The sequence below is a fragment of the Curtobacterium flaccumfaciens pv. betae genome, from assembly GCF_026241855.1.
In the GTDB taxonomy this organism is placed as follows: Bacteria; Actinomycetota; Actinomycetes; order Actinomycetales; family Microbacteriaceae; genus Curtobacterium; species Curtobacterium flaccumfaciens.
The window spans coordinates 582626-608994 of sequence record NZ_JAPJDC010000001.1 but is presented as its reverse complement, the minus strand read 5'-3'; the positions used below and the strand labels follow the sequence as shown (position 1 = coordinate 608994).

General features: G+C 71.8%; 28 protein-coding genes. 13 read left to right on the top strand and 15 right to left on the bottom strand.

Annotation, left to right across the window (positions count from 1 at the left end; translation table 11 throughout):
- Window positions 1-176: 176 nt before the first annotated feature.
- The gene (locus ORG17_RS02965; RefSeq protein WP_214526704.1) at window positions 177-1391 is read right to left on the bottom strand and encodes a PP2C family protein-serine/threonine phosphatase; all 1215 of its coding nucleotides are present in this window, start codon (window positions 1389-1391) and stop codon (window positions 177-179) included.
- 88 nt (window positions 1392-1479) lie between these two features.
- Here ORG17_RS02965 and ORG17_RS02960 point away from each other — a divergent pair, with 88 nt between their 5' ends.
- Window positions 1480-1797 carry a hypothetical protein gene (locus tag ORG17_RS02960; protein WP_027465033.1) on the top strand — a complete coding sequence of 106 codons (318 nt, stop codon included), beginning with the start codon at window positions 1480-1482 and terminating at the stop codon, window positions 1795-1797.
- A gap of 67 nt (window positions 1798-1864) precedes the next feature.
- Here the strand turns inward: ORG17_RS02960 and ORG17_RS02955 are convergent, their stop codons facing one another.
- Window positions 1865-3484 carry an MFS transporter gene (locus ORG17_RS02955; protein WP_214526703.1) on the bottom strand — a complete coding sequence of 540 codons (1620 nt, stop codon included), beginning with the start codon at window positions 3482-3484 and terminating at the stop codon, window positions 1865-1867.
- 84 nt (window positions 3485-3568) lie between these two features.
- On the bottom strand, window positions 3569-4300 hold the full coding sequence (locus ORG17_RS02950; RefSeq protein WP_071248357.1) for an alpha/beta fold hydrolase: 732 nt from the start codon (window positions 4298-4300) through the stop codon (window positions 3569-3571).
- Between the two features lie 281 nt (window positions 4301-4581).
- On the opposite strand from ORG17_RS02950, the gene ORG17_RS02945 reads away from it, so the two are divergent.
- A complete protein-coding gene (locus ORG17_RS02945) occupies window positions 4582-5121 on the top strand; it encodes an MmyB family transcriptional regulator (RefSeq protein ID WP_111056835.1) in 540 nt (179 codons plus the stop codon).
- A 32-nt stretch (window positions 5122-5153) separates the two neighbouring features.
- Here ORG17_RS02945 and ORG17_RS02940 read toward each other — a convergent pair whose 3' ends face one another.
- From ORG17_RS02940 to ORG17_RS02925, 4 genes are read right to left on the bottom strand one after another with little or no spacing between them, the layout of a single operon-like run.
- A complete protein-coding gene (locus ORG17_RS02940) occupies window positions 5154-6011 on the bottom strand; it encodes a helix-turn-helix domain-containing protein (RefSeq protein ID WP_111234924.1) in 858 nt (285 codons plus the stop codon).
- A gap of 38 nt (window positions 6012-6049) precedes the next feature.
- Complete coding sequence (locus tag ORG17_RS18230; RefSeq protein WP_214526702.1) at window positions 6050-6868, bottom strand: helix-turn-helix transcriptional regulator; 819 nt, start codon at window positions 6866-6868, stop codon at window positions 6050-6052.
- Window positions 6865-7512, bottom strand: coding sequence for a signal peptidase I (gene lepB / locus ORG17_RS02930; protein WP_214526701.1), 648 nt, complete (start codon window positions 7510-7512; stop codon window positions 6865-6867). Before lepB ends, ORG17_RS18230 begins: the two co-directional genes overlap by 4 nt.
- Window positions 7509-8084, bottom strand: coding sequence for a hypothetical protein (locus tag ORG17_RS02925; RefSeq protein ID WP_214526700.1), 576 nt, complete (start codon window positions 8082-8084; stop codon window positions 7509-7511). Before ORG17_RS02925 ends, lepB begins: the two co-directional genes overlap by 4 nt.
- Window positions 8085-8211: 127 nt before the next feature.
- On the opposite strand from ORG17_RS02925, the gene ORG17_RS02920 reads away from it, so the two are divergent.
- The 3 genes from ORG17_RS02920 (at window position 8212) to ORG17_RS02910 (ending at window position 10613) form a co-directional block, all read left to right on the top strand.
- Complete coding sequence (locus tag ORG17_RS02920; protein ID WP_214526699.1) at window positions 8212-8997, top strand: SDR family oxidoreductase; 786 nt, start codon at window positions 8212-8214, stop codon at window positions 8995-8997.
- 69 nt (window positions 8998-9066) lie between these two features.
- A complete protein-coding gene (locus tag ORG17_RS02915) occupies window positions 9067-9936 on the top strand; it encodes a VOC family protein (RefSeq protein WP_214526698.1) in 870 nt (289 codons plus the stop codon).
- Window positions 9937-10046: 110 nt separating this feature from the next.
- The gene (locus ORG17_RS02910) at window positions 10047-10613 is read left to right on the top strand and encodes a GNAT family N-acetyltransferase (protein ID WP_214521518.1); all 567 of its coding nucleotides are present in this window, start codon (window positions 10047-10049) and stop codon (window positions 10611-10613) included.
- Between the two features lie 76 nt (window positions 10614-10689).
- Here ORG17_RS02910 and ORG17_RS02905 read toward each other — a convergent pair whose 3' ends face one another.
- Both ORG17_RS02905 and ORG17_RS02900 read right to left on the bottom strand, forming a co-directional pair.
- On the bottom strand, window positions 10690-12207 hold the full coding sequence (locus ORG17_RS02905; RefSeq protein WP_214586003.1) for a catalase: 1518 nt from the start codon (window positions 12205-12207) through the stop codon (window positions 10690-10692).
- Between the two features lie 95 nt (window positions 12208-12302).
- A complete protein-coding gene (locus ORG17_RS02900; protein ID WP_250892271.1) occupies window positions 12303-12824 on the bottom strand; it encodes a Fur family transcriptional regulator in 522 nt (173 codons plus the stop codon).
- A gap of 169 nt (window positions 12825-12993) precedes the next feature.
- Here ORG17_RS02900 and ORG17_RS02895 point away from each other — a divergent pair, with 169 nt between their 5' ends.
- The gene (locus ORG17_RS02895) at window positions 12994-14307 is read left to right on the top strand and encodes an acyltransferase family protein (protein ID WP_214526696.1); all 1314 of its coding nucleotides are present in this window, start codon (window positions 12994-12996) and stop codon (window positions 14305-14307) included.
- A gap of 166 nt (window positions 14308-14473) precedes the next feature.
- Window positions 14474-15295 (top strand): cytochrome c oxidase assembly protein, encoded by an 822-nt coding sequence (locus ORG17_RS02890; RefSeq protein ID WP_301565290.1) that lies wholly within the window; start codon window positions 14474-14476, stop codon window positions 15293-15295.
- A 95-nt stretch (window positions 15296-15390) separates the two neighbouring features.
- Here the strand turns inward: ORG17_RS02890 and ORG17_RS02885 are convergent, their stop codons facing one another.
- Together ORG17_RS02885 and ORG17_RS02880 are read right to left on the bottom strand one after the other, a co-directional pair.
- Window positions 15391-16935: a DHA2 family efflux MFS transporter permease subunit gene (locus ORG17_RS02885; protein ID WP_214521515.1), complete on the bottom strand. Its 1545-nt coding sequence runs from the start codon at window positions 16933-16935 to the stop codon at window positions 15391-15393.
- Complete coding sequence (locus ORG17_RS02880; protein ID WP_051596619.1) at window positions 16932-17540, bottom strand: PadR family transcriptional regulator; 609 nt, start codon at window positions 17538-17540, stop codon at window positions 16932-16934. The genes ORG17_RS02885 and ORG17_RS02880 overlap by 4 nt, the downstream gene beginning before the upstream one ends.
- 178 nt (window positions 17541-17718) lie before the next feature.
- Between ORG17_RS02880 and purS the strand changes: the two genes are divergently transcribed.
- From purS to ORG17_RS02860, 4 genes are read left to right on the top strand one after another with little or no spacing between them, the layout of a single operon-like run.
- On the top strand, window positions 17719-17970 hold the full coding sequence (gene purS, locus ORG17_RS02875) for a phosphoribosylformylglycinamidine synthase subunit PurS (RefSeq protein WP_017886272.1): 252 nt from the start codon (window positions 17719-17721) through the stop codon (window positions 17968-17970).
- A gap of 5 nt (window positions 17971-17975) precedes the next feature.
- Window positions 17976-18671, top strand: coding sequence for a phosphoribosylformylglycinamidine synthase subunit PurQ (gene purQ, locus ORG17_RS02870; protein WP_027465024.1), 696 nt, complete (start codon window positions 17976-17978; stop codon window positions 18669-18671).
- A 17-nt stretch (window positions 18672-18688) separates the two neighbouring features.
- Complete coding sequence (gene purL, locus ORG17_RS02865) at window positions 18689-21070, top strand: phosphoribosylformylglycinamidine synthase subunit PurL (RefSeq protein ID WP_231495638.1); 2382 nt, start codon at window positions 18689-18691, stop codon at window positions 21068-21070.
- A gap of 13 nt (window positions 21071-21083) precedes the next feature.
- A complete protein-coding gene (locus ORG17_RS02860; RefSeq protein ID WP_214526695.1) occupies window positions 21084-22004 on the top strand; it encodes a 2-hydroxyacid dehydrogenase in 921 nt (306 codons plus the stop codon).
- Window positions 22005-22031: 27 nt separating this feature from the next.
- Here ORG17_RS02860 and ORG17_RS02855 read toward each other — a convergent pair whose 3' ends face one another.
- Together ORG17_RS02855 and ORG17_RS02850 are read right to left on the bottom strand one after the other, a co-directional pair.
- A complete protein-coding gene (locus ORG17_RS02855; RefSeq protein ID WP_214526694.1) occupies window positions 22032-23120 on the bottom strand; it encodes a lactonase family protein in 1089 nt (362 codons plus the stop codon).
- A complete protein-coding gene (locus ORG17_RS02850; protein WP_027465022.1) occupies window positions 23117-23440 on the bottom strand; it encodes a chorismate mutase in 324 nt (107 codons plus the stop codon). The genes ORG17_RS02855 and ORG17_RS02850 overlap by 4 nt, the downstream gene beginning before the upstream one ends.
- Before the next feature lie 60 nt (window positions 23441-23500).
- On the opposite strand from ORG17_RS02850, the gene ORG17_RS02845 reads away from it, so the two are divergent.
- Window positions 23501-23905, top strand: coding sequence for a DUF1304 domain-containing protein (locus tag ORG17_RS02845; protein WP_051596616.1), 405 nt, complete (start codon window positions 23501-23503; stop codon window positions 23903-23905).
- A 117-nt stretch (window positions 23906-24022) separates the two neighbouring features.
- On the opposite strand, the gene ORG17_RS02840 is transcribed toward ORG17_RS02845, so the two are convergent.
- The gene (locus ORG17_RS02840) at window positions 24023-25030 is read right to left on the bottom strand and encodes an iron-siderophore ABC transporter substrate-binding protein (RefSeq protein WP_027465020.1); all 1008 of its coding nucleotides are present in this window, start codon (window positions 25028-25030) and stop codon (window positions 24023-24025) included.
- A gap of 58 nt (window positions 25031-25088) precedes the next feature.
- Between ORG17_RS02840 and ORG17_RS02835 the strand changes: the two genes are divergently transcribed.
- Window positions 25089-25955 (top strand): shikimate dehydrogenase family protein, encoded by an 867-nt coding sequence (locus ORG17_RS02835; protein ID WP_214526693.1) that lies wholly within the window; start codon window positions 25089-25091, stop codon window positions 25953-25955.
- Between the two features lie 27 nt (window positions 25956-25982).
- Here ORG17_RS02835 and ORG17_RS02830 read toward each other — a convergent pair whose 3' ends face one another.
- Window positions 25983-26369 carry a YchJ family protein gene (locus ORG17_RS02830; RefSeq protein ID WP_214526692.1) on the bottom strand — a complete coding sequence of 129 codons (387 nt, stop codon included), beginning with the start codon at window positions 26367-26369 and terminating at the stop codon, window positions 25983-25985.

The window sequence follows — 26369 nt, the reverse complement described above, 5'->3', positions numbered from 1 at the left end:
CCCGGTGCCACCCAAACGGTCACGACACCCCGCTCAGCTCCGTCGAGCGGTCATGAACCGTCGGCCGAGGCCCCGCCAACCGACGGTTCGCGACCACTCCGCGGCCCACGCACGACACGTCGCGACCACTCGACCGGCGGCGAGCCGGCGACGAGCCGGCGACAGTTCTCGACCGTTCAGGCCCCGAGCGCCTCGCGCGCCACCACGACGACGGTCAGGTCGTCGCCCGGGTCGTGCTCGGCGACGCGTGCGCGCACCCGCTGCAGGAACGTCTCGACGTCCGGAGACTCCCGGTACAGCGACCCGAGCTCGGACAGCGACGCGAGCGTGGAGTCCCAGAGCTCGAGTGCACCGTCGGTCACGACGATGAGCACGTCACCGGGCCGGAGCACGAGCGACCCGGCGGCGCGGGGCATCCCGGCGGGGTGCAGCCCGATCGGCAGGTCCGATGACCGCAGGATCCGCTCGGCACCGTCGTCACGGAGCTGCAGCACGAGCCCGTGTCCGGCGTCGGCGAAGTCGAGGCGCCCGGTGGACGGGGTCAGCCGGCCGTGGAACATCGTCGCGAAGGACTCGGCGCGGCTGAGCTCCGGGGCGACCTGCGCCTCGAGCTCGGCGACGGCGGTGCCCGGGTCCTGGTCGCCGCGGGCGAGCAGGCCTCCGCGGATGTTCGCGGCGAGGAGCCCGGCGGACATCCCCTTGCCCATGACGTCCGACACGGTCAGGTGGATCGAGTCCTCGCCGGAGCGGTGCCAGTCGTGGAAGTCGCCGGAGACGAGCCCGTGCGGGATCGACATCCCCGTGATCCGGTACCCGGGCACCTGCATCGCGGCCGGCTGCAGGCCGTTGAGCACGGTGCGCAGGCGGTCCTCGTCGGCTCCGGCCAGGAGCTCGCGTTCCGCCCAGATGCCGAGTTCCTGCAGCAGTTCGAGCTCGTCGGCGTCGAGGGTGCGCGGCTCGGGGTCGATCAGGCAGAGGGTGCCGATCTTCAGGTCGTCGTCGCCGGCGCGGAGCCCGACACCGGCGTAGAACCGGACGTTGGGGTCGCCGAGCACCATCGGCAGGTCCGCGTACCGGGCGTCCTCGCGGGCATCGGGGACCACCACCGGGCCCTGCTCACCCAGGGTCCGTCCGCAGAACGTGTCCTGCAGCGGGATGACCGGGCCGAAGGCAGCGTCGCTCTGCTGTGACTTGATCGTCAGCGTGGTCTCGCCGGCCAGGTTGAGGAACGAGCCGGAGACCCCGAGGGCCTCGCGTGCGATCCGGGTGATCCGTTCGAACCGTTCCTCGACGCCGCCGTCGACCACGTCGAGCGCCGCGATCAGGGCCGCGCGCCGGACGGCATCGGCCCCGGTCGGCGCGGGCACGGACATCGCGGTTTCCGGCTGCATGCTCCCACGGTAACGCGCTGAACGGACAGGGCCTGGCCCCAGTCCGGAGGGCGCAGATCGTCGGGCGCGTCGGCGTACCCTGGTCGTCGTGCTCCGAGTCGTCCCCGCAACCGTCCTCGGCGTGGCCGCGCTCCTGGCCCTCGCCGGCTGTGGCGCCCACGACTCCACCGGCCAGGTGTCGGTCACGGTGTCGTCGAACGCCGCCGACCACCCCTACGAGGTCAAGGTGTTCGCCTCGACCGGCAAGCTCTCCGAGCACCAGCGGGTGTTCCCGGGCGGAACGGCCGACTTCGCGGGCGTTCCCCTCGGCCAGGTCACGGTCCGCGCCGGCGACCTCTGCCCGCAGACGACCAAGGTGTCCGACGGCACGGTCGCGACGGTGACCCTGACCACGACCGGCTGCTGACACCGCCCGCCACCACGACGACCCGCTGACCCCGCCCACCACCCCGACGGACCGCTGACCCAGCCCGTCACCCCGACGACGGACCGCCGACCCCCTCCGCGACCAGGTGCTCGACCCGCGGCTCGCCCGCGACCTCGCGCACCGACTGCAGGGTCCGCGCGTCGTCCCCGGTCTGCCGGACCTCGTGCTGGTCGACGTGCTCCTGCCACGACCCCACCCGGAACGCCTCCACCCAGGCGTCCGGCCCGTTCGCCGCGTCCCGGTACAGGTTCCAGTCACGGGCACCGGTCCGCCGCCGGCTCCGCCCGAGCCGTCCGGCGCGTGCCCGGAACTCGTCGACCGCGTCCGCCGGGACCGTCCAGTGCAGCAGCACGAGGGTCTCCCCCGTCGCCGCGCCGTGGTCATCCGGCACGAACACCTCGTCGCCGAACGGCATCGGCGTCACGGCGCGCTGCCGGTCGGTGAGCACCGGGAACCCGGACACGAGCAGCAGCGCGGCGCTGAGCGCGGTGACGACACCGGCTCCGGCGAGCACCCCCGTCACCCCGAGCGGCGTGGCGACGGCACCGGCGAGCGCCGCACCGATGGCGGTGCAGCCGAAGAGCACGAGCTGGTAGGCGGCGAGCCCGCGGGTCCGGACCCAGGCGGGCAGGAACGCCTGCACGGTGCCGTTCAGCGTCGTCACCACGGCGATCCAGGCCACCCCGCCGACCAGCAGCGCGACGAGCACGACCGGCAGCACGGGGACGAGCGCGACGACCGCCGTGCAGACGCCGAACACCACCGAGGCGATCCCGACGGTGCGGCCGATGCCGAGCCGCGCACGGGCCGCCGGCATCAGGAACGCCCCGCCGACCGACCCGGTGCCGACTGCGGCGAGCAGTAGTCCGTACCCACCGGAGGACAGGCCGAGCGGGCCGTCGGCGACGAGCGGCAGGAGCGCCCACAGCGCATTCGCGGGCACCATGAAGACGGCGAGTTGCACGAGCAGCCGGCGGACGACCGCCGCGTGCAGGACGTACCGCAGCCCGGCGCGGGTGGCGTCGATGAACGGTTCGGCCCGCGTCTCGGGGCGCTGGTACCCACGCCAGGCGACGAGCACCACCAGGAAGAGCGCGAACGACAGCGCGTTCGCGGCGAACACGAACGGCACGCCGAGCTGCGCGATCACCACCCCGGCGAGCGCCGGTCCGATCGCCCGGGCGACGTTGACGCCGACGGAGCTGAGCGCCGCGGCGTCGGTGATCGCGGCGCGCGGCACGATCTCGGGCACGAGCGCCTGGTACGCGGGCAGCTGGAGCGCCGAGGCGGTACCGAGCAGGAACGTGACGGTGAGCAGGAGCGCCGGGGTCATGTCGCCGGTCGCGGTGAGCACGGTCATCACGACGCCGACGACCACCTGGAACGCCTGCACGCCGATGAGCAGCCGCCGCCGGTCGACGAACTCGCCGATCACCCCGGCGGGGATCCCGACGAGCAGCACCGGCAGGCTCGACGCGGTCTGCACGAGGGCGACGACGACGGGTGCGGCGTGCTCGTCGACGAGCAGCCACTGCGCGCCGACGGTCTGCATCCAGCTTCCGATGTTGCTCACGAGCACCGCGATCCACAGGGCGCGGAAGACCGGGATCGCGAGCGGCGCCAGGGCGCCGCCGCGGGGTGCGGGGGTGGTGCGTTCCGTGGTCACGTCGCCTCCTGGGGTGGAACGGGGACATCCTGGAGGCGCGGTGCGCGTCGGGCGCACGCCGCGCCTCCAGGGGGGGGGGTCGCGTCAGGCTGCGGCGTCGGTCGCGCTGGTCGCCGCGACGGCGCGCTCGATGACGTCGGCGACGTCCTTCGGGTGGGTCTGCATGACGAGGTGCGGGGCGGCGAGCTCGGTCACGTCGGTGATGCCGGCGCGGGAGTAGCCGAAGCGCTCGACCTCGGGGTTGATGGTGTGGTCGTCGGACGAGACGATCGCCCACGCGGGGGTGGTCTTCCACGCTGCGGCGGAGGCCGGTTCACCGAAGGCGGCGCCGGACAGCGGGCGCTGCGAGACCGCGAGGACCTCGGCGACGCGCGGGTCGACCCCGGCGGCGAAGACCTGCGGGAACGCGTCGATCGCGACGGAGACGTCGGTGCCGTCCTCGGCGCCGGCGACCGGGTACGGCGTGTACACCAGGTTCGCGGCGAGGTCGGAGTCGGGGAACCCGCCCTGCAGTTGTCCGAGGCTCTCGCCGACCTCGAGCACGTAGCCGGAGACGTAGACGAGTCCGACGACGTTCTCGGCTTCGCCGGCGACGGTGATCACGGCGCCGCCGTACGAGTGCCCGGCGAGGACGACCGGCCCGTCGACGTGCTCGGCGACGGCGCGGATCGAGGCGGCGTCCTCGGCGAGGCTGCGGTTGTAGACCGGCGGGACGAGGACCGTGTGGCCGCGGTCGAGCAACTCGCGGGTGACGGGCGCCCAGCTGGCGGAGTCGGCGAACGCGCCGTGGACGAGGACGATGGTGGGTGCAGCCATTGCGGGTCTCCTTCGTGACGAACGTCTGGGGTGGTGCGGGGACCGGGGGTCCCGGCGTCGTCACGCTAGGGCTGCGGGCGCTGCGCCGTCGTGTCCCTGTCGTTGCCCGTCACCCCCGACGACAGCGCGCACCGGCGGCCCCGGGTGCGGCGCACGGTGCGCTCCGACGGCCGGACACACCGTGCCGGGGTCCCCCTGCGGGGCGGAGGCACGGCGACGGGGTCCCCGCCGGGGCCCCCTTCTCCCCCCTGCTCCACTGCCCGGCCGGTTAGCGTGATCGCATGGAACACGAGGACGGCACGACGACGACGTCGGCCCAGGACTTCGTGGACGCGCTCGCCGAACCGATCGTGGTCTTCGACCGGCACCTGGACGTGGTGGCGGCGAACCGGCTCGCCGGGGCCCTGTCCGCGTCCCTCACCGTCGGTACGAACCTGGCGCGGTTCACCTTCCTGAACCCCTGGGTCGAGGACTCGGTCGATGGCTGGGAGGCCGAGGCGCACCGCACCGCCGCGATGCTCCGGGATTCGCTGGACGAGCACGACGCCGACGACCGGTTCCAGGAGCTGCTGGGCGAGCTGATGGCGCGGAGCACGACGTTCGCGACCGAGTGGGCCGGCGGCGCGGTGCGGCCGGCTCGACGCGGGGAGTCGACGTTCGAGAACCCGCTGGTGGGCCGGATCGACCTGCGGTGGGAGCAGCTGCGGCGGCTGGAGGACCCCGAGCACGTGCTCGTGGTGTGGACGGCGGCGGACGAGGAGTCCGCCGCGCGGCTCACGACGCTCCGGGGACTGCTCGACGAGGACGCGACGACCGCCTGACCGGGAGCGCGGCGACCGCTGCGACCGCTTCGCTACCCCACAGCGGTCTCGCCCGCGACCGGCTGCCGGCGGGCGGTGCCCTGCTGCACCTGCGCGGCGAGGTACGCGACGGCCGCGGCTGCGGGGGTGCCTGGGTCGGCCCAGAAGGTCACGAGCACGTGCGAGCTGCCCGGGATCGCGAGGTTCTGCCAGCGGAACTCGACCCAGCCGATCGGGTCGATCCAGTGCCGCGAGACCCCGGTGCGCTGCACGGCGACGTCGTGCCGCGCCCAGATGCGGGCGAAGTCCGGGTCCTGCAGGGTCAGGGTGCCGACGATCTCCTGCAGCCGGGGGTCCTCGGGTTCGGCGTGCAGCCGGAGCGCGGCGACGACCCGGTGTGCGGTGCGGTCCCAATCGGCCGCGTGCTGCCGGGACGCCTCGGAGAACATCTGCAGGACGAGGTTCGCGCCCGGCTCCATGTACCCGGGGCCGAGGGCGCTCGCCAGGGCGTTGGACAGGATGATGTCCTGGTTGCGGTCCATCACGAACGCCGGGGTGTGCGACCACTGCGCCAGCAGCGACCGGACCGAGTCATCGAGCCCCGGCGGCACGACCCCCTCGGGGCGGCGGCGTTCGGCGTGTGCGAGGCGGCGCAGGTAGTCGACGGCCTCGTGGTCGAGCCGCAGTGCGCGGCCGAGCGCCACGAGCACCTGGTCGGACGGCTGGTGGTCACGGCCGCGTTCGAGCCGCAGGTAGTACTCAGGGCTGATGCCCGCGAGCCGCGCGACCTCTTCGCGGCGCAGGCCGTCCACTCGTCGTCCGGGCTCGCGGGTGAGGCCGACGTCCTCGGGCTGGACGAGTGCCCGACGGGCGCGGAGGTACTGCCCCAGTTCGGACCGTCGCGCATCCACGCGTGCAGGATAGCCGGAATCCGCAAAGAACGCGAGAACTACCGTTCTCCGGGTGTGCCGCTCCGCGCGATGGTCTGGTGCGGCTGCTCCCCGAACCGCTCGCGGTAGTGCGCCGCGAACCGCCCCAGGTGGGTGAACCGCCACCGCCGCGCGACCTGGCTGACGAGCAGCGCGCGGGAACCGGGCCGCCCCAGCTCCAGGTGCACCCGGTCGAGCCGGACCTCGCGCAGGTACTGCATGGGCGTGACGCCGAGACGACGGCGGAACAGGTCCTGCAGGCCGCGCTCGCTCAGGTCGCAGGCCGCTGCGACGTCCGCCACCGTCAGCGTCCGGTCGGCGTGGTCGTGCACGAAGCCGATCGCCCGCCGCATCCGGTCCGCGACGTCCGATCGCGACCTGGCGAAGGTCGACAGGACGACGGTCGCGATCCGCCGGTTCAGGGCCGCACGGTCGTCGGCGGGCAGGCCGGGGTCGAGGATGCGCCCGGAGGCCTCGCGCAGCAGTGCCCGCAGCGGCTCGAGTGCGGGATCGGCCGCGTCCGGCTGCCCGAACACCGAGGACTCCCCCGTGTCGCCGAGCAGCGACGGTGACAGGTGCAACAGCGTCGTGGCGGTCGCGTCGGTCTCGAAGCCGTACGCGACGGACGCCGAGAGCATCATCGGCCGCTCGGCGCCGACCTCCCAGTGTTCGCCGTCGTCGGCGGTCAGGCTGGCCCGGCCGTCGGCGAGCCAGAACACGACGTGGTCGGGGCGCGGACCGATCGTCCCCGACCGCTTGCCCGGTGTCGCGATCCGGTGGATCGACAGGTCGTCGTCCCCGCCGGTCTCGTAGCCGAAGCCCTCGTCGTCCGCGGTCACGGCGTCGGGACCCGGTCCCACTCGTCGCCGTACCGGGACAGCACCGACCACCGCGAGACGGGCCAGGTGGTCACGAAGGCGCGCCCCACGACGTCGTCGACCGGCACGGTGCCGTGCACACGCGAGTCGGCGGAGTCGTAGCGGTTGTCGCCCATCACCCAGATGCGCCCCTTCGGCACGGTGATCTCGAAGTCCTTCCCGGCGACACGGTCCGACCCGCGTTCGAGCACGACGTAGGGCTCGTCCACCGCGTGCCCGTTCACCGACAGGCGGCCGCGCGCGTCGCAGCACGACACCGTGTCACCCGGCAGGCCGATGACCCGCTTGATGAGGTCGTCGCCCTGGCCCATGCCGAGCCAGCCGCCCGGGTCCTGGAACACCACGACGTCACCGCGCTGCAGTGGGACGACCCCGGGCACGAGCTCGTTGACGAGCACCCGGTCCCCGACGAGCAGCGTGTTCTGCATCGAGGCCGAGGGGATGTAGAAGGAACGGACCAGGTACGCCTTCACCAGGAAGGACGCCAACAGCGCCACGACGACGATGATGACGAGGTCGCGCAGGAATCGCAGACCGCCGCGCTTCGGCTCGCTCTCGGCGGCGGGTTCGGCGTGGGGTCCGGCGTCGGCGTGCGTGTCGCTCAATGCGTCAACACCACCTTGACGAGGCCGATCACGAACGCAACGGCGGCCAGCACGATGCCGCCCCGCAACCCGAGGAACGTGGGCTGCTTCCCACTGAACCGCTGCATGAACACGCCCACCAGCCCGATGCGCACGACCAGGATCACGGTCGCCGCGACCTGTGCCCACTCCGCCGGCAGCCACCCGATCCAGGCAGCCGCGTAGAGGACCGCCGGGATCATGCCCGAGGTCGCGATCGGGTTGGCGTTCCGGACGATCGTCGCGACCGAGTCGCGGAGGGCAGCGCGGTCCGCAGCGGACTCCTCGCCGTCGTCGCCGAGCCCGTGTGCGACCAGGTGCGCGAGCACGTGCGCCAGGTAGGTCAGCACCGCGGTCGCCAGGACGGTCGCCACCGCGGCGCCGTGGTGGATCTGCTCCGGGTTCACCGCGATCGCGACGGCGAGCACCGTGATGTTGCCGTAGATGTACGACGACATCCGGTCGCGGACGTGCTCGAGCGGCAGGTCGCGGGGGTCCGGGCGACCGCCGCGGGGTCCGCGCCCCGGTCGGGAGGGCCGTCGTGTGCGTGGCATCCGTCCATCTTGGCCCCCGTGGTCGGCCGTCCGCCGACAGGACACCGGATGCGATGGTCACACGGGTGGCCGGTTCCGGCAGACTGGGTGCCGATCGGCGCGACGGAGCGCCGGACAGGAGGCACGGATGACGTCCGCACGACCACTCGCCCTGGTGACCGGGGTGGGCCGCAGAGCCGGCATCGGCGCAGCGCTCGCCACCCGCCTGGCGACCGACGGCTGGGACCTCGCCATCTCGTGGTGGGGACCCTACGACGACCGCGTGAGCGGCGGGGCGGACCCGGACGGGGTCGAGTCGGTGGTGCAGGAGTGCGAGGCGGCGGGAGCACGGGTGACGCGCCTCCCGGTCGATCTGGAGGACCCGGAGCAGGCGGCCGCGCTCGTGGGCCGCGCCGAGACGGAAGCCGGCGCCCCCGTCACCGCCCTCGTCATGTCGCACTGCGAGTCCGTCGACTCCGACTTCCGCACCACCACGGTCGAGTCGTGGGACCGCCACTTCGCCGTGAACGCCCGCGCACCGTTCCTGCTCGTGCAGGCCTACGCGGCCGGGCTCGAGCGTGCCGGGGACGCCGCGCCGAGGGACCGACGCCGGATCGTCGCGCTGACGAGCGACCACATCGCGTACAACCTGCCGTACGGGGCGTCGAAGGGCGCGCTCGACCGGATCGTGTTCGGCGCCGCGAAGGAGCTCGGCAGCCTCGGCGTCAGCGCCAACGTGGTGAACCCGGGCCCGAACGACACCGGCTGGATGTCCGACGAGGTCAAGGGGTGGGCCGTCGAGGGCACCCCGCTCGGCCGGCTCGGACGCCCGTCGGACACCGCCGCGCTCGTCGGGTTCCTCTGCTCGGAGCAAGGTGCCTGGGTGAACGGGCAGCTGCTGACGTCGGACGGCGGGATCTCGAACCGCGCCTAGGGCACCGAGTTTGGTTAACGCGTCATCAAATTGGTTGACGCGTCAACCAAACGGGCGCACACTAAGTGCATGCAAACGCACGAACTGCTCGCCGCCGACACCGGGATGGGCGCCGTCACGCTCCGCGTCGCCGACCTCGACGCGATGATCCGGTACTACCGCGACGGCGTGCGGCTGTCGCTGCTCTCCCACACCGGCGGCGTCGCCGTGCTCGGACGGGGCAGCACGCCGATCGTGGTCCTCGAGCACGCCCCCGCGATGCGGCACGCCGCCCCCCGCGAGGCCGGGCTGTTCCACACGGCGATCCTGTTCGACACCCGCGCCGACCTGGCCGCCGCGCTCTACTCGGTCGCAACGCAGTACCCGGCGGGCTTCACCGGCAGCGCCGACCACCTGGTGAGCAACGCGTTCTACTTCACCGACCCCGAGGGCAACGGCGTCGAGCTGTACTGGGACCGTGACCGCACCGAGTGGTCGTGGACGCACGGCATGGTCGACATGGACACGAAGTACGTCGACCCGAACGCGTTCCTGCAGTCACACCTGACGCAGGACGCCCTGGACACCGCCGCGGCACGCCCGGGCAAGGTCGGCCACGTGCACCTGTCCGTCGGCGACGTCGCCACCGCACGCTCCTTCTACGTGGACACCCTCGGCTTCGAGACCACCGCCGGCTTCGGCGAGGCGCTGTTCGTCAGCGCCGGCGGCTACCACCACCACATGGCGATGAACACCTGGAACTCCCGCGGCGCCGGGCGGCGACAGCTCGCACTCGGCCTGGGGCTCGTACGCATCGAGGTCCCCGCGGCCGACGACCTCGGTGCCCTGACCGAGCGCATGCGGCACGGCGGCGTGGAGCTCGCCGACGACGGCCGGACCGTGGCGTTCGACGACCCCTGGGCGAACCGCATCGAGGTGACCACGCCCAGTCGCGCGTGACGCGTTGCGAGTCTCCGCGCTGACCGACACCTCCCGCGCGCCCGGACCCGCGAGGTGTCGCGCAGCGCGAAACCTCGCCACACCGGCCGCCGGACCGGCAGGATGGACCCGTGACTGACGACATCCGGTGGGAGGTGGTCGAGGAGAGCACGCTGTCGCTCCCCGACCACGAAGCGATCGCGGCGCTGCTCGGGCAGGCCTTCCCCGACTGGTCGCACTGGTACGTGGGCGGCCGGAGCTGGTCCGGCATGCAGCCGGAACGCCGGGTGCTCGCGCACGACGCCGACGGGGTCGTCCTGGCCCACGTCGGCATCCGCCGCATGTACATCTCCGTCGGCGGGCAGGATCTCCTGGTCGGCGACACCGGCCTGGTCGCCGTGTCGCCCCGACTGCAGGGCACCGGCGTCGGCCGCGAGCTGATGACCCGCACCGCCGCGGTCCTCGAGGGACTCCGCGTGCCCTTCGGGTTCCTCGGCGCGGGCGAGGACCGCATCCCCTTCTACGCGAAGCTCGGCTGGCACGAGTTCCCCGAGGCCGTCGGCACCTTCTCGGCGTTCACCGCCGAGGGCGCGGGCGTCAGCAACACCGAGCAGGGCGGCTGGATGGCGCTGCCGGTGGCAGCGCAGCTCGAGGACTGGCCGGACGGACCCATCTGGCTGAACGGCCAGCAGGTCTAGACGCAACGACCAACGGACAGGAGGCCCGGTACCAGCTGGTCCCGGGCCTCCTGTCCGTCAGGTCGTCCAGCGGGGCTTACGCCTCGACCGCGACCTTCTCCGGGTCCTCGTTGGAGCCCGGCGCGCTCGGCGCGACCGCCGCGCGCACGCGCGCACCCAGGTCGGCGTCGACGTTCGTCCAGTAGGCGAACACGCGCTCGCGCAGGTCGTCGCGCGTCACCTTCGAGACGTGGCCGGCGATGTTGCCGACCAGGCGCTCACGGGCGGCGTCGTCCAGGACCTCGCGGACGAGCGTGCCGGCCTGGCCGAAGTCGTCGTCTTCCGGGTGCAGGGTCGCGGCGGAACGCTGCAGCGCACCGTCGGACTCCCAGCCCGGGGCGTCGTCGGTCGCGTTCGGGTCGGCGTGCGCACCACCGAGCGAGTTCGGCGCGTACACCGGCACCTCGGACTTCTGGAAGTCGAAGCGCATGCCGCCGTCCTTCGAGTACGAGTGGACCTCGTTCTTCGGGGCGTTCACCGGGAGCTGCGCGTGGTTCGTGCCGACGCGGTAGCGGTGTGCGTCCGCGTAGCTGAAGATGCGCGCCAAGAGCATCTTGTCCGGGCTCGCCGCGATGCCGGGCACGAAGTTCGAGGGGGCGAAGGTCGCCTGCTCGATCTGCGCGAAGTAGTTCACCGGGTTGCGGTTGAGCTCCATCGTGCCGACCTCGATGAGCGGGTAGTCCGCGTGCGGCCACACCTTCGTCAGGTCGAACGGGTTGAAGCGGTAGGTCGCGGCGTCCTCGTAGGGCATGACCTGCACCTTGAGGGTCCAGCGCGGGAAGTCCTGACGCTCGATCGCGGCGTGCAGGTCACGGATGTGGAAGTCCGCGTCCTCGCCGGCGATGCGGTCGGCGTCCTCCTGCGTCAGGGTCTTGTGGCCCTGCTCGGTGATGAAGTGGTACTTCACCCAGAAGCGCTCGCCTGCGGCGTTGATCCACTGGTAGGTGTGCGAGCCGAAGCCGTCCATCTCACGCCAGCTCGCCGGCAGGCCGCGGTCGCCCATCAGCCACGTGACCTGGTGCGCCGACTCGGGCGACAGGGTCCAGAAGTCCCACTGCATGTCGTGGTCGCGCAGGTGCGAACCCGGCAGGCGCTTCTGCGAGCGGATGAAGTCGGGGAACTTGATGCCGTCACGGATGAAGAACACCGGGGTGTTGTTGCCGACGAGGTCGTAGTTGCCCTCTTCGGTGTAGAACTTCAGCGCGAAGCCGCGGGGGTCGCGCCAGGTGTCGGGGGAACCCTGCTCACCGGCGACGCTCGAGAACCGGGCGAGCATCTCGGTGGTCTGCCCGGGCTGCAGGAACGCGGCACGGGTGAAGCGCGAGACGTCCTGCGTGACGGTGAAGGTACCGAAGGCGCCGCCGCCCTTGGCGTGCACGACCCGCTCCGGGACACGCTCGCGGTTGAACTGGGCGAGCTTCTCGACCAGGTAGTGGTCGTGTAGCGCGAGGGGGCCATCGGCCCCGACGCCCATGGAGTGCTCGTCGCTCGAGACGGGGGCGCCGCTGTTGGTCGTGGTGGTCGGGGTGCCGGTCGGCGTGTTCTGGTCGGACACGGTTCCTCCTGGAGGTGGGACGTTGGTTCGGTCAGGGGTGCTCGGGTGGTTCGGGGTCCGGCGCGTCGTGCGGCCGGTGCGGTGGGCGGTCGCCGTCAGGCGGGCGTGGAGGCGCTGGGTGCCTGCGCGCTCGCGTCGGGCGCGTCTGGGGCGTCGCGCTCTGCGTCGTTGCGCTCTGCGTCGTCGCGCTCTGCGTCGTCGCGCTCTGCCGCTGCGCAGCGTTCGCAGATGCCCCAGTAGGTGACCTCGGCGGTGGTGACCGCGAAGCCGTGGGTCTCGGACGGCGTCAGGCAGGGCGAGTGGCCGACCGCACAGTCGACGTCCTCGATCGCGCCGCACAGGGTGCAGACGATGTGGTGGTGGTTGTCACCGGTGCGGCGCTCGTACCGGGCAGGGCTGCCGGCCGGTTCGATGCGGCGGACGAGCCCGACGCCGGTCAGGGCGTTCAGCACGCCGTAGACGGCCTGGTGACTGGTGGTCGGCAGCTCCACGGCGAGCGCGGTGACGATGTCGTCCGCGGTGGCGTGCGGCATCGAGTCCGTCGCGCGGAGCACCGCGAGTCGTGGGGTCGTGACCCGGAGCCCCGAGGAACGGAGCAGATCGGCGTCGGCGTCCATGCTGAGCCTTTCTTTTGCAGGAATCAAGACAACGCGTTCACTGTACACGAGCTTCTGCTGCCGACCAGCGAGGACCCACATGCCGCTACCGGAATACGAAGTGTCACGATCCGGTCGCGATCAGCTGGGACGACCCTGGACCGACCGTTCTGCACGCTAACGTCCGGACATGTCCACGAGCCAGGGTCTGCCTGAACAGGCGAACAGCACCGCGGACGTCCGGGGGATCATCGCGAAGCGGGACCTGGTCGTCGACCTCATCCGGACGGCCTGCGTCGTCCTCGTCGTCATCGTGCACGTCACGATGGTCGGCGTCGCCGCCGATGACCAGGGGGTGCGGGTCACGAGCCCGCTGCAGGAACTCCCCTGGTACGTCGCCGCCACCTGGGTCGGGCAGGTGATGCCGCTGTTCTTCGTGGTCGGCGGGTTCGCGAGCGCCGTCGGCTGGCGCAGCACCGTCGCCCGTGGCGCGCCGAGCCCCGCCCGCGACTACCTGGCCACCCGCCTGGTGCGGCTGTTCCGGCCCGCGGTGCCGCTGTTCGTGTTCCTCGCGCTCGGGCTCGGGGTCGCCACGGCCGCTGGGACGCCGCCGGAGCTCCTGGCCGAGGTCGCGTTCGGCATCGGTTCGCCCCTCTGGTTCCTGGCGGCCTACGGCATCACCCAGTGCTGCGTCCCCGTGATGATGCGCCTGCACGAGCGAGCACCCTGGGCCACCCTCGCCGTGCTGCTCGTGCTCGCCGGGGCGGTCGACGGCGTCCGCCTGGCCACCGGTGTCGCCGAGGTCGGGCTGCTCAACCTGGGCCCGGTGTGGCTCTTCGCGCAGCAGCTCGGCTTCCTCTGGGCCGACGGCTGGTTCGCTCGCCGGTCGAAGGTGCTCCTGCTCGGCATCGCCGTCGCCGCGTACGCCGTGCTCGTGCCGATGACCTCGGTCGGGCTCTGGGCACCGGACATGCTGCAGGACCTCAACCCGCCGATGCTCCCGCTGGTGTTCCTGGCGATCGCACAGGCCTGCCTGGTCCAGCTCGTGCACGCTCCGCTCACCAGGCTGATGCGCACGCGGGCCGCACTCGGGGCCGTCTTCGTCCTCGGCCGCGACGGCATGACCATCTACCTGTGGCACCTGCCGCTGTTCATCGCGCTGAACGGCGTCGCCCTGCTCGTCGGGGTGCCGTTCCCGGCGCCGGGCTCCGGCCCGTGGTGGGCGTCGCGCATCGTCGCACTCGTGGTGGTGCTCGCCGTCGCGATCGGGGTGGCCAGGGCCCTGCGCTGGTTCGACCGGCCGCTCCCCCGGCTGCTGCCGTCGGCCGACCGTCCGTCGTGGCCGGTCGTCGCGTTCGCCGCCCTCTGCACGATCGGCCCGGCGTTCCTCGTGATGCAGCTGCACCTGTCGTTCGGCGTCGCGCTCGTCGGTGCCGTGGCCGTGCCGGCGGGCGTCTGGCTGCTGTCGCGGACCGTCCCGGCACGCGGCGTCGCCCGGATCTGAACCGGTTCTCACCGTCGCGGGGCCACGACGGACCCCCGCCGGACGTCGGGCGGACGGAGGATGGTTCCGGCGGCGCGAAGGACGAGTCCGCCTGATCCCCAGGAGGCTCCCCACGCCGTCGACACCCGAGTTCTGGAGCACCTGGCGGTTCGATCCACTGGCGGCGGTGCTCCTCGTCGTCGCCGCGATCGCCTACGGCCGGTGGGTCGTCGGCGCGGCTCGACGGGGTGCCCGGTGGCCGTGGTGGCGCACGCTCGCCTTCGCCACGGCGCTCGTGCTGTTCGGCGTCCTGCAGTTCGGCATCGTCGGCGTCGACGACGAGCGGTTGCGCTGGGCCTTCGTCCTGCGGGCCGCCCTGCTGTTCTTCGCGGTCCCCACCTTCGCCGCGCTCGGTGCGCCCGTCGCACTGCTCCGGATCGGAGGCCCGGCTCGCCTCGCGCAGGTCGCCGACGCGGTCATGGGGTCACGTCCGGTGCGCCTGCTCGGCAACGCGATCGTCGCGCCGCTGGTCGCGCTCGCGCTGTTCACCGTCCTGCTCACCCCGTTCTCGGCGGTGATCCGGGAGTCCCCCGCGTGGGCCGCCGTCATCACCGTGGCCGTGCCGGCGCTCGGGTTCGGCCTGCTCGCGCCCCTGTCCGAGGTCGGCGTGCTCGTCTCATCGACGTTCGCCACGGCCGAGTTCCTGCTGGCGTTCGTCGAGCTCGTCGTCGACGCGGTGCCCGGCATCGTGCTGCGGATCACGAACCACGTGCTCGACGGGTCCCTCGTGCCGGTGGTCGGGCGGGCCTGGTACCCGTCGCCGCTGCAGGACCAGCACCTGGCGGGCGACCTGCTGTGGTTCATCGCCGAGGTGGCGGACATCCCCGTGCTCGTCGCCCTGTTCATCCGGTGGCAGCGGACCGACCGCCGCGAGGCCCGGGCCGTCGACGCCCTGACCGACGAACAGATGGACGACCTGACCCGAGCGCACCTGCAGCGCCGCGGCTGAGCGTCGGGGATGTCCCGCGTTCCACTTCGTGAGCAGGAATGGTCGGGTGCCCGAAGGCGACCCGACCATTCCTGCTCACGAAGTGCGCTCGTGCCCTACTTCGACGGGGCCCCCGCGGGCTCGGCGTCGGGCTGCGTGGTGACCGAGCCGGTCTGCTGCCAGGCGACGGTCTGCTTCGGCTTCGCCAGGAACAGCGCCGCGACGATGGCCACGATGAGCACGATCGCCGGCAGGTAGAGCGACTCACCCATGGCCTTGGAGAACGGCTCGAGCAGGAAGCCCGGCAGTGCGCCGACCTGCTGCTCCGCGCCACCGGCCGCGGCCCCACCGGACGACGCCGGGAAGTTCGCGGTGATCCGGGCCTCCATCAGGGCGGCGATGCCGGCGGAACCGAGCACCGCACCGATCTGGCGCGTGGTGTTGTAGACACCCGAGCCGGCACCGGCCAGCTTCGGCGGCAGGTTGCGCGTCGCCGAGACGGACAGCGGTCCCCACATGCAGGCGTTGGCGAGGCCGAGGAGCGCGCTCGGCAGGAGCACCCAGCCCCACTCGGCACCGCTCGACAGCAGGGCGCCGAACCAGAACAGGCCGACCGAGAAGCAGGCGAGCCCGAACGAGGCGACCCAGCGCGGGTTCCAGCGGTTCAGGTTCTTGCCGACGATCGGCGCGAGTGCGGCGGACAGCACGGCCTGCGGCACGAGGAGCAGTGCGGCCTGGGTCGGCGAGAAGCGCAGGACGTCCTGGGCCCACAGCATGATCGGCAGCGCGAACGAGGCGATCGCGACACCGACGGCGGTGATGGCGACGTTGGCCAGCGTGAAGTTGCGGTCCTTGAACAGGCCGAGCGGCAGCAGCGGCTCGCCCTTCTGCACGCCCTGCCAGACGACGAAGCCGGCGAGCACCACGAGGCCGACGATGATGAGCGACCACACCGAGATCGGGCCGGCGATGACGCCCCAGTCGTAGGTCTCGCCTTCCTGGATGCCGAAGACGAGCAGGAACAGGCCCGCTGCCGACAGGAAGATGCCGAGGTAGTCGAAGCGGTGTCCGTGACGCTCGAACGACGGCACGAAGCGCTGCGCGAGCACGAACGCCACGACACCGACGGGGACGTTCACGAAGAAGATCCACTCCCAGCCGAAGCCGTCGACGAGCAGGCCGCCCACGATCGGGCCGACGAGCGACGCGACACCGGCGACGGCGCCCCAGAGGCCCATGGCCGCGCCGCGGTTCTGCGGCGGGAAGATGCGCGTGATGACCGACATGGTCTGCGGGCTCATCATCGCGGCGCCGAGGCCCTGCACGACGCGGGCGACGATCAGCACCTCGATCGAGCCGGCCAGGCCGCACCACAGGCTGGCGAGCGTGAAGACCACGAGGCCGATCTGGTACATGACCTTCGGGCCGAAGCGGTCGCCGAGCCGGCCGGTGATGAGCAGCGGCACGGCGTAGGCGAGCAGGTAGGCGCTCGTCACCCAGATCACGGAGTTGATGTCCGCGTCGAGCTTCTGGGCGATGGTGGGGGTGGCGACCGACACGATGGTCGAGTCGACGAGGATCATGAAGAACCCGACGACGAGTGCCCACAGGGCAGGCCACGGCTTCTTCTCGGTCGTCCGCGGAGGCGTGACGGTGGTCATCGAGTGGTTTCCTTGCTGTTCGTGGTGGTGTCTGCGGACGCGACGGAGGCGTCCCAGGAGATGTGGCCGGCGGCGATCCGGTCGGCCGTGGCGGCGAGCCACTCGATCTGCGTCGTGAGCATGGCACGCACGTACGACACGTCGAGCCAGTACCGCTCGGGCAGGTCCTTCGCACGGACGACCCCGAGGATCTCGTCCGCCTCGTCGCGCTGGGCCCGGAGTGCGACGGCCCGTGCCCGGAGCGCGGACTCGGCCTCGTCGACCGACAGGTTCTCGATCTCGGCTACGGCCAGGTGGAAGACGGGGTACTCCTCGGCCGGTTCGGCGATCAGCCGGACGAGCCCGTCGTGCAGGGCCGTCCACCCGTCGTCCGTGATGGCGTAGGTGGTGCGTTCCGGACGGTTGCCCGCCCGGTCGGTCCCCACGACCTCGGCGAGGCCGAGCTCCACCAGGCGGCCGACCTGGTGGTACAGGGTGCCGGGCCGGACCTTGACGTTCCGGCCGTCCCGGCGGTGCGTCATCGTCTGGAACATTTCGTAGGGATGCGTCGGCCCCTCGGCCAGGAGCCCGAGCGCGGCGAACGCGAGTGGCGTGAGCGACGGCACACGTGCCTCCAGTCCGCTTGTTCGTTGTTGACTATTCGGCTTGGAATATACGCGTTGGAACAGACGTGAGCAAACGCACAGCAAGGGCCCGCCTGGAGGCCCGGGGCCGTCCCGGCGTGTCGCGCGCGCCCCGTAGACTGGTCGCGTCCCCCCACCCCTGAAGTGCTGGAGAGAACACGTGCCAACGATCGTCGTCGAGGTCATGCCCAAGGCCGAGATCCTCGACCCCCAGGGGAAGGCCGTGGGCAATGCCCTGGCCCGCCTCGGCAAGGCCGACCTGACCAACGTCCGCATCGGCAAGCGCTTCGAGGTGACCGTCGACGGCCCCGTCGACGACGCCAAGCTCGCCGAGGTCCGTGACATCGCGGCCGACGTCTTCTCGAACGCGGTCATCGAGGACGTCGTGTCCGTGACCGTCGAAGGCCAGTGACCCGGATGCGCATCGGCGTCATCACGTTCCCCGGCTCGCTCGACGACCGCGACGCCCAGCGCGCCGTCCGTCTCGCCGGCGCCGACCCCGTCGCCCTGTGGCACGGCGACCACGACCTGCAGGGCGTCGACGCCATCGTGCTGCCCGGTGGGTTCTCGTACGGCGACTACCTGCGTGCCGGCGCGATCGCCGCGAAGGCCCCGATCATGGCCGAGGTCATCGACGCCGCCGGCAAGGGCATGCCCGTGCTCGGCATCTGCAACGGTTTCCAGATGCTGGCCGAGGCCCGTCTGGTCCCCGGCGCGCACACCCGCAACGCGCACCAGCAGTTCATCCGCCGCGACCAGAAGCTCCGCGTCGAGACCACCGCGACCGCCTGGACCTCCGGCTTCAGCGCCCAGCAGGAGATCACCATCCCGCTGAAGAACGCCGACGGCCGCTTCGTCGCGGACGCCGACACCATCAAGCGCATCGAGGACAACGGCCAGGTCGTGTTCCGCTACGTCGGCGTGAACCCGAACGGCTCCATCGACGACATCGCCGGCGTCTCGAACGAGCGCGGCAACGTCGTCGGCCTGATGCCGCACCCCGAGCACGCGACCGAGGCCGGCTTCGGCCCGGACACCCCCGCTGCGATGGCCTCGGGCACCGACGGCCTGACCTTCTTCACCTCCGTGATCGAGCACGCGCTCGTCAAGTGACAGGGAACAACGACACCGTGACGACACCCGTTCGCCCGAAGCCCGACACCGTGCAGGACGCGGCAGCCACCCCCGACAAGGAGCAGCCGTACGACGCGCTGGGCCTGAAGCCGGACGAGTACGCCCGCATCAAGGAGATCCTCGGCCGCCGCCCCACCTCGGGTGAGCTGGCGATGTACTCGGTGATGTGGAGCGAGCACTGCTCCTACAAGTCCTCGAAGAACTACCTCCGTCAGTTCGGCAAGAAGGTCACGCCGGAGATGACGAAGAACCTGATGGTCGGCATGGGCGAGAACGCCGGTGTCGTCGACGTCGGCAACGGCTGGGCGGTGACCTTCAAGGTCGAGTCGCACAACCACCCGTCCTACGTCGAGCCGTACCAGGGCGCAGCCACCGGTGTCGGCGGCATCGTCCGCGACATCATCTCGATGGGCGCCCGCCCCGTCGCCGTGATGGACCAGCTCCGCTTCGGTGCGATCGACCACGAGGACACCGCACGCGTCGTGCACGGCGTCGTCGGTGGCATCTCGTTCTACGGCAACTGCCTCGGCCTGCCGAACATCGGCGGCGAGACCTACTTCGACCCGGTGTACCAGGGCAACCCGCTGGTCAACGCCCTCGCGGTCGGCGTGCTCCGCCACGAGGACCTGCACCTGGCGAACGCGTCCGGTGCCGGCAACAAGGTCGTCCTGTTCGGTGCCCGCACCGGTGGCGACGGCATCGGCGGCGCGTCGATCCTGGCGTCCGACACCTTCACCGAGGGTGGCCCGACCAAGCGTCCGGCCGTGCAGGTCGGCGACCCCTTCGCCGAGAAGGTCCTGATCGAGTGCTGCCTCGAGCTGTTCCAGAAGGACCTGGTCGAGGGCATCCAGGACCTCGGCGCCGCGGGCATCTCCTGCGCCACCTCGGAGCTCGCGAGCAACGGCGACGGCGGCATGCACATCTCGCTCGACGACGTCCTGCTCCGCGACCCGACGCTCACCGCCGAAGAGATCCTGATGTCGGAGAGCCAGGAGCGCATGATGGCGGTCGTCCGCCCCGACAAGCTCGACGAGTTCCTGAGCGTCGTCGGCAAGTGGGAGGTCGAGACCAGCGTGCTGGGCGAGGTCACCGGCACCGGCCGACTCGTCATCGACTGGCAGGGCCAGGAGATCGTGAACGTCGACCCGCGCACCGTCGCCGTCGACGGCCCGGTCTACGACCGCCCGGTCGCCTACCCGACCTGGATCGACGCGCTGCAGGCCGACACCGCCGCCTCGCTCGACCGACCCGCCGACGGCCCCGCGCTGAAGGCACAGTTCCTCAGCCTGCTCGGTTCGCCGAACCTGGCGTCGAAGAACTGGGTCACGAACCAGTACGACACCTACGTGCTCGGCAACACCGCACTGTCCTTCCCCGACGACGGCGGCATGATCCGCGTCGACGAGGAGACGGGGCTCGGTGTCGCCATCGCCACCGACGCGAACGGCCGCTACTGCCAGCTCGACCCGAAGCAGGGTGCACGCCTGGCCCTGGCCGAGGCCTACCGCAACGTCGCCGTCACCGGTGCCGTCCCCGCCGCCGTCACCGACTGCCTGAACTTCGGCTCCCCCGAGAACCCCGAGGTCATGTGGCAGTTCTCCGAGGCGGTCGAGGGGCTGGCCGACGGCTGCATGGAGCTCGGCATCCCGGTCACCGGCGGCAACGTGTCGTTCTACAACCAGACCGGCTCGACCCCCATCCACCCGACGCCCGTTGTCGGCGTGCTCGGCATCATCGACGACGTCGCCAAGCGCGTGCCGTCGGGGTGGCAGGACGACGGCCACAACATCTACCTGCTCGGCACCACGAGCCTCGAACTCGACGGTTCCGCGTGGGCCGGCACCGTGCACGGACACCTGGGCGGGCGTCCGCCGGCGGTCGACCTCGAGCGCGAGAAGGCCCTCGCCGAGCTGCTGTACGCGGCGTCCGGCGAGCAGCTGCTCACCAGCGCGCACGACCTGGCGGACGGCGGCCTCGGCCAGTCGCTCGCCGAGTCCGTGCTCCGCTTCGGCATCGGCGCCCGCGTGGTCCTCGACGAGCTCGAGACCCGCGACGGCATCGACACCGCGACGGCCCTGTTCTCCGAGTCGACCGGTCGCGTCATCGTGACCGTCCGCCGCGAGGACGACGTGCGGTTCCAGGGCATGTGCGACGGCCGGGGCTTCCCGGTGCTGCGCATCGGCGTGACCGACGCGACGTCGAGCACGCTCGAGGTCCAGGGCGCGTTCGAGGCCACGGTCGACGAACTGCGCGGCACCCACGCCGCGACGCTGCCGGCCCGCTTCGGCGACGTGATCGTCGAGGACGTCACCGAGGGGTACGTCGGCCGCGGGCCGCTCGACTCCGACGGTGCCTTCTCGCCGCGCACCGACGCCTAGGCCCGGGTCGCGGATGCCGATCGTCACCCTGCCCTTCGCCGAGCTCGTCGACCGGTTCGGCCCCGTGCCGGACGGCATCGAGCTGGACGTCTGGGACGTCGAGTCGCCGTACGGTCGCCCGGACGACGTCGCGATCACGTTCCTGCCGTTCTACTTCGAGGGGCGGCACCGCTGGCAGTTCGTGCACGACCTGCCCGAGCTCCAGCTGCTGCAGCTGCCGAGCGCCGGGTACGAGCACGCCGTCCCGCACGTGCCCGGCCACGCGCAGCTGGCGAACGGTCGCGGCATCCACGACGACGAGACCGCCGAGCTCGCGGTCGGCCTCGCGCTGACGTCGCTCCGTGAGATCTCGGCGTTCCAGGTCGACCGTGCCAACGGCGTCTGGGACGCCCGCGAGACCCGATCGCTCGCCGACCGCCGGGTGACCGTCGTCGGCTACGGGGCGATCGGGTCCGCGATCGCCACCCGGTTCGAGGCGTTCCGCACCGAGGTGACGGCGGTCGCCCGGACCGCTCGCGAGCAGGACGGCCGGCACGTGCACGCGTTCGGCGAGCTGCCCGAGCTCGCCCCGACGACCGACGTGCTCGTGCTCATCGCGCCGCTCACCGCCGAGACCGAACGCCTGGTCGACGCGGAGCTGCTCGCGGCACTGCCGGACGGCGCCCTCGTGGTGAACGTGGCGCGCGGCAAGGTCGTCGACACGGACGCCCTGGTCGCCGAGCTGCGGTCGGAGCGGCTGTTCGCGGCCCTCGACGTCACCGACCCGGAGCCCCTGCCCGCCGGACACCCGCTCTGGACGACGCCGAACACCGTGCTGACCCCGCATGTCGGCGGCAACACCGACCTGAGCGTGCCGCGGTCGATCGAACTGATGCGCAAGCAGGTCGCCGCCCTGGCCGAGGGTCGCCCGTTCGAGAACCTGATCGAGTTCTAGCCGGCTGCGGCTCCGAACACGCCGGCGTCAGAGCGGGACGACGCAGGTCGGGGTGCCGACCGGGATCTGCGCGACGGCTTCGCCGGGCATGCCCTCGGCGTCGAGCGGCAGGACGGCGACGGCGTCGGACATCTGGTTCGCCACCAGGACGAACCCGGGCACCCGCGCGAAGTGCCGCGGCCAGACCCCACCGCAGGGCACCGACCCGACGACGGCGAGCCCGCCGTCACGTGCGTCGAGCACCACGAGCAGGTCGCGCCCGCGCACCGCCACGTACGCGCGGCCGGCCTCGTCGACCTCGATGTGGCTGAGCAGCGACTCCCCCACGGCACCGTCGAACGTGGGCACGGCAGCGATCGTCAGGAACGACCCGGAGTCGTCGCGGCGCAGGCGGTGCACACGCCCGTCGAGTTCGCCGGCGACGAGCAGGTCACCGTCGATCCAGGCCATGTGCCTCGGGCCGGCGCCGGGTGTCACGTGGTGCACGCGGAGCGCCTCGATCGCGGGGACCCCGTCGGCCGACACCGTGATGCGGAACTCGTGCAGGGCATCGCCGCCGAGGTCGGCGACGAGCACCGTGCCGTCCGGGGTCGCGATCGACTGGTGGGCGTGCGGGGCGTCCTGGCGGTCGTCGTCAGGACCCGTGGCATCGGGCAGCACGGCGACCGCGACGGCCTCGGTCGGCACGGAGCGCTGGTCGGCGTCCCCGTGCAGCACCACGCCGTCGCTGGCGGTCACCGAGGCGGCGTACGACTCGGCCGGGGCGAGGGAGATCGCCGTGACCGTGCCGGAGACGTAGTTCGTGACGACCAGCGCGCCCGAGGGGTCCACCCGCACGTGGCACGGGGCGTCTCCGCCGGCGGGGGCGTCCCAGAGGTGCTCGAGTGCGCCGCCCTGCAGCCGGAAGGCCGACACGGCGCCGTCGTTCGTCTCGGAGACCGCGTAGACCCGGTCACCCGAGACCGCCAGGAACGAGGGGTCGTCGAGCACCGCGACGGTCCGGGGTGCCGGAACGGCTCCGACCGGTCCGGCGTCGACCAGCGAGATGCCCGTGGCGTTCCCGCCGCCGGTCGCCGTGTACGACCCGATGAGCAGCGACGGCAGCTCGGCGCTCATTCGTCGCGGCCCGCGATGCGCTCGTGGTGGTGGATGACCTCGGCGACGATGAAGTTGAGGAACTTCTCGGCGAAGGCGGGGTCGAGGTGGGAGTCGGCGGCGAGCGACCGGAGCCGTGCGACCTGGATCCGTTCGCGGTCCGGATCGGCGGCCGGCATGCCCGACTCGGCCTTCAGGTGCCCCACGCGCTGCGTGTACTTGAAACGCTCCGCGAGCATGTGGATCACGGCGGCGTCGATGTTGTCGATGCTCTGCCGGATGCTCCGCAGTTCGGCGACGGCGCTCGCGTCGGCCTCGGTCGGGGTGACGTCGTCGTTCATGGTCCGAGCCTACTGGCGGACGTGCAGCGGAACCCGGCCCGCTGCTGCGAGAATGTGCACATGTCGGTCCTGCTGGTGATCTCGGGTGTCTGTGCGGTCCTCGCGGGCCTCATCCACGTGTACATCTTCTTCCTCGAATCGGTCATCTGGACCAGTCCGCAAGCGCGCCGGATCTTCGGCATCGCTTCCGAGACCGAAGCCGTGGCGACCCGCTCGCTCGCCTTCAACCAGGGCTTCTACAACCTGTTCCTGGCGATCGGGGCGATCCTCGGCGTCGTGCTCGTGCTGGCCGGCAACACCGTGAGCGGCTGGACCCTCGTGGTGTTCTCGACGGCGAGCATGCTCGGTGCCGCGGTGATCCTGCTCGGCTCGGGTCGCAAGTACGTCAACTCCGCGTTCAAGCAGGGCACGCTCCCCCTGATCGCGCTGCTCTTCGCGCTGCTGGGCTCCACCATCGGCGTCTAGCCCCGCTTCCCCTCCCCCGAACTGCGAAAGCGACAGGGTGCCACCGGACATCGGAGGCACCCTGTCGCTTTCGTGGTACTGACCAGCGGAACCGGGCAGCAGCGACGACGACCAGCCCTAGCCGAGCTTCTCCTCGAACTGCGCCGGCAGCTTGTCGAGCGCCCACTCGATCGCGGCCGTGGTGCCCATCGAGAACGCCGACGACACGTCCTTGTCGTCGAAGACGATCGCGTGCCCGGCCTCGACCGACGGCACCTTCTGGAACAGCTTGTTCGACGAGGCCTCTGACGCGTCGACGTAGATCGGCAGGATCAGCGTCAGGTCGGCGTCGAGCAGGTCGAGGTTCTCGTCGGACAGGTGCACGGAGAACTCCTTGCCGGCCTGCTCGTCGATGGCCTTCGGGATCTCGAAGCCCAGGTTCCGCATGAAGGTCGAACGGCTGTCGGTGGAGGCGTACGCCCCGAAGCCCTCGGAGCTGTAGGCACCGACGACGGCGGTCTTGCCCTCGAAGTCCGGGTGCGCCTTGCGTGCTGCGGCGTAGGCGTCGTCGAGGCCGGAGAGCAGCTTCTTGCCCTCGGACTCCTTGCCGAGCGCCTTCGCGATCATGGTCGTCTGCTGCTCGGTCGAGGCGAGGTAGTTCGCGCCGCCCTTGGGGATCGCCACGGTCGGCGCGATCGCGGACAGCTTGTCGTACCGCTCCTTGTCACCCGAGGACTTCACGTCGAGGATGACGTCGGGGTTGAGCTTGAGGATGTCCTCGTAGCTCGGCTCGAGCGTCTGGATGATCTTCGGCGACTTGTCGTACGCACCCTTGAGCCACGGACCGACACCGTCGCCGCCGAAGGCGAGCCAGTCGCTCGCACCGACCGGCTGGACACCGAGCTCGAGCGCGGTCTCGGCGTCGCCCCACCCGAGCGCGACGACGCGCTTCGGCGCCGACTCGATGGTGGTGGTGCCGAGGCCGGTCGTGATCGAGACCGGGAACGCGGCGTCGGACGACCCCGACGACGCCGAGTCGGTCGAGGAGCCGGAGCCGGACGCGCATCCGGCGAGGACGAGGGACGCTGCGACGACGGCGCCGGCTGCGGCGAGCACGCGTCGGAGACGCAAGGGAGAACGGTTCACGAAGGGTAGCCTAACCTAACGGGGTGCTCAGGAACACGGCTGGCTAGGCTGGGTGACCGTGGCGTTCACCGATCCAGGCCGCACGCACCTCGCGGTGCTCGGCTCCCCCATCGCGCACTCGCTCTCGCCCACGCTCCACGCAGCGGCCTACGATGCGCTCGACCTGCCCTTCACCTATGGGAGGCACGAGGTCGCGTCCGGCGAGCTCGCCGCGTTCGTCGCGGGGCTGGGTCCGGAATGGCGTGGGCTGAGCCTCACGATGCCGCTCAAGCGCGAGGTCCTGCCGCTGCTCGACCGCACCACCCCGCTCGTCGACGAGCTCGGGGTCGCCAACACGGTCGCGTTCCGCCTCGAGGGCTCCACGCTCGTCCGAGCCGGCGCGAACACCGACGTGCAGGGGCTCGTCCGCCCGGTCGAGGCGCTCGGACACCTGCCCGGCGAGGCCACGATCCTGGGCGGCGGAGCCACTGCGGCGAGCGCCCTGACGGCTGCCGTGCGGCTCGGGGCGTCGCTCGTCCGGGTGTTCGTCCGTGACACCGCGAAGACGCGCGCGCTGGTCGACCTGGCCGTCCGGCTCGGGGTGACGCTCGAGGTGCACCCCCTGACCGAACTCGCCGGCACGCACCACGGGTTCGTCCTCTCGACGCTGCCGGGCGGCGCCGCCGACCCGCTCGAGTTCCGTCCGTCGGGGCCGGACGCCGTGCTGTTCGACGTCGCCTACGAACCGTGGCCCACCTCGGTCGCCAGCCGCTGGACCGACGCCGGGGGCCGCGTGCTGAACGGCCTCGACATGCTCACCGAGCAGGCGATCGGGCAGATCCGGTTCTTCCTGACCGGTGACGAGGACGAACTGCTCCCCGACGAGGCCGGGGTCCGCCGGGCGATGCGCACCGCGGTCGACCTGCCCGCCGTCATCGGCAGCTAAGCCCGGAGTCCGGGCGGACGGAGACGGTCAGGCGACCACGCCGTCCACGTAGAACCATCGTCCCTGCTCGCGGACGAAGTCGCTCGTCTCCTCGAGCGTGCCGCGCTCGTCGTCGGAACGCCACCACGCGCGGAACGTGACGGTGCCGTGGGAGTCGAACGGGCCTCCCGAGGTGGTCGCCAGCACATCCAACCGGGTCCAGCGCTGGGTCCGGTCCAACTCGAGACCCGCCGGGCGGGTGCGCGGGTGCCAGGTGAGCAGCAGGTACTCCGGCAGGCCCAGCGCGAAGGCGCTGAAGCGGGAGCGCATGAGCCGTTCCGCGGTCGGCGCCACGGCCCCGGCGTGCAGGGGGCCGCAGCACTCCCCGTAGGGGTTGCCGCTCAGGCAGGGGCAGCGCGTCGTGTCGGTGACCAC

Excerpts from the sequence above, each read along its gene's own strand:
- ORG17_RS02965 (WP_214526704.1), bottom strand. The coding sequence starts at position 1,391 with ATGCAGCCGGAAACCGCGATGTCCGTGCCCGCGCCGACCGGGGCCGAT.
- ORG17_RS02950 (WP_071248357.1), bottom strand. The coding sequence starts at position 4,300 with ATGGCTGCACCCACCATCGTCCTCGTCCACGGCGCGTTCGCCGACTCC.
- ORG17_RS02945 (WP_111056835.1), top strand. The coding sequence starts at position 4,582 with ATGGAACACGAGGACGGCACGACGACGACGTCGGCCCAGGACTTCGTG.
- ORG17_RS02925 (WP_214526700.1), bottom strand. The coding sequence starts at position 8,084 with ATGCCACGCACACGACGGCCCTCCCGACCGGGGCGCGGACCCCGCGGC.
- ORG17_RS02920 (WP_214526699.1), top strand. The coding sequence starts at position 8,212 with ATGACGTCCGCACGACCACTCGCCCTGGTGACCGGGGTGGGCCGCAGA.
- ORG17_RS02915 (WP_214526698.1), top strand. The coding sequence starts at position 9,067 with ATGCAAACGCACGAACTGCTCGCCGCCGACACCGGGATGGGCGCCGTC.
- ORG17_RS02900 (WP_250892271.1), bottom strand. The coding sequence starts at position 12,824 with ATGGACGCCGACGCCGATCTGCTCCGTTCCTCGGGGCTCCGGGTCACG.
- ORG17_RS02895 (WP_214526696.1), top strand. The coding sequence starts at position 12,994 with ATGTCCACGAGCCAGGGTCTGCCTGAACAGGCGAACAGCACCGCGGAC.
- ORG17_RS02885 (WP_214521515.1), bottom strand. The coding sequence starts at position 16,935 with ATGACCACCGTCACGCCTCCGCGGACGACCGAGAAGAAGCCGTGGCCT.
- purQ (WP_027465024.1), top strand. The coding sequence starts at position 17,976 with ATGCGCATCGGCGTCATCACGTTCCCCGGCTCGCTCGACGACCGCGAC.
- ORG17_RS02860 (WP_214526695.1), top strand. The coding sequence starts at position 21,084 with ATGCCGATCGTCACCCTGCCCTTCGCCGAGCTCGTCGACCGGTTCGGC.
- ORG17_RS02855 (WP_214526694.1), bottom strand. The coding sequence starts at position 23,120 with ATGAGCGCCGAGCTGCCGTCGCTGCTCATCGGGTCGTACACGGCGACC.
- ORG17_RS02850 (WP_027465022.1), bottom strand. The coding sequence starts at position 23,440 with ATGAACGACGACGTCACCCCGACCGAGGCCGACGCGAGCGCCGTCGCC.
- ORG17_RS02845 (WP_051596616.1), top strand. The coding sequence starts at position 23,501 with ATGTCGGTCCTGCTGGTGATCTCGGGTGTCTGTGCGGTCCTCGCGGGC.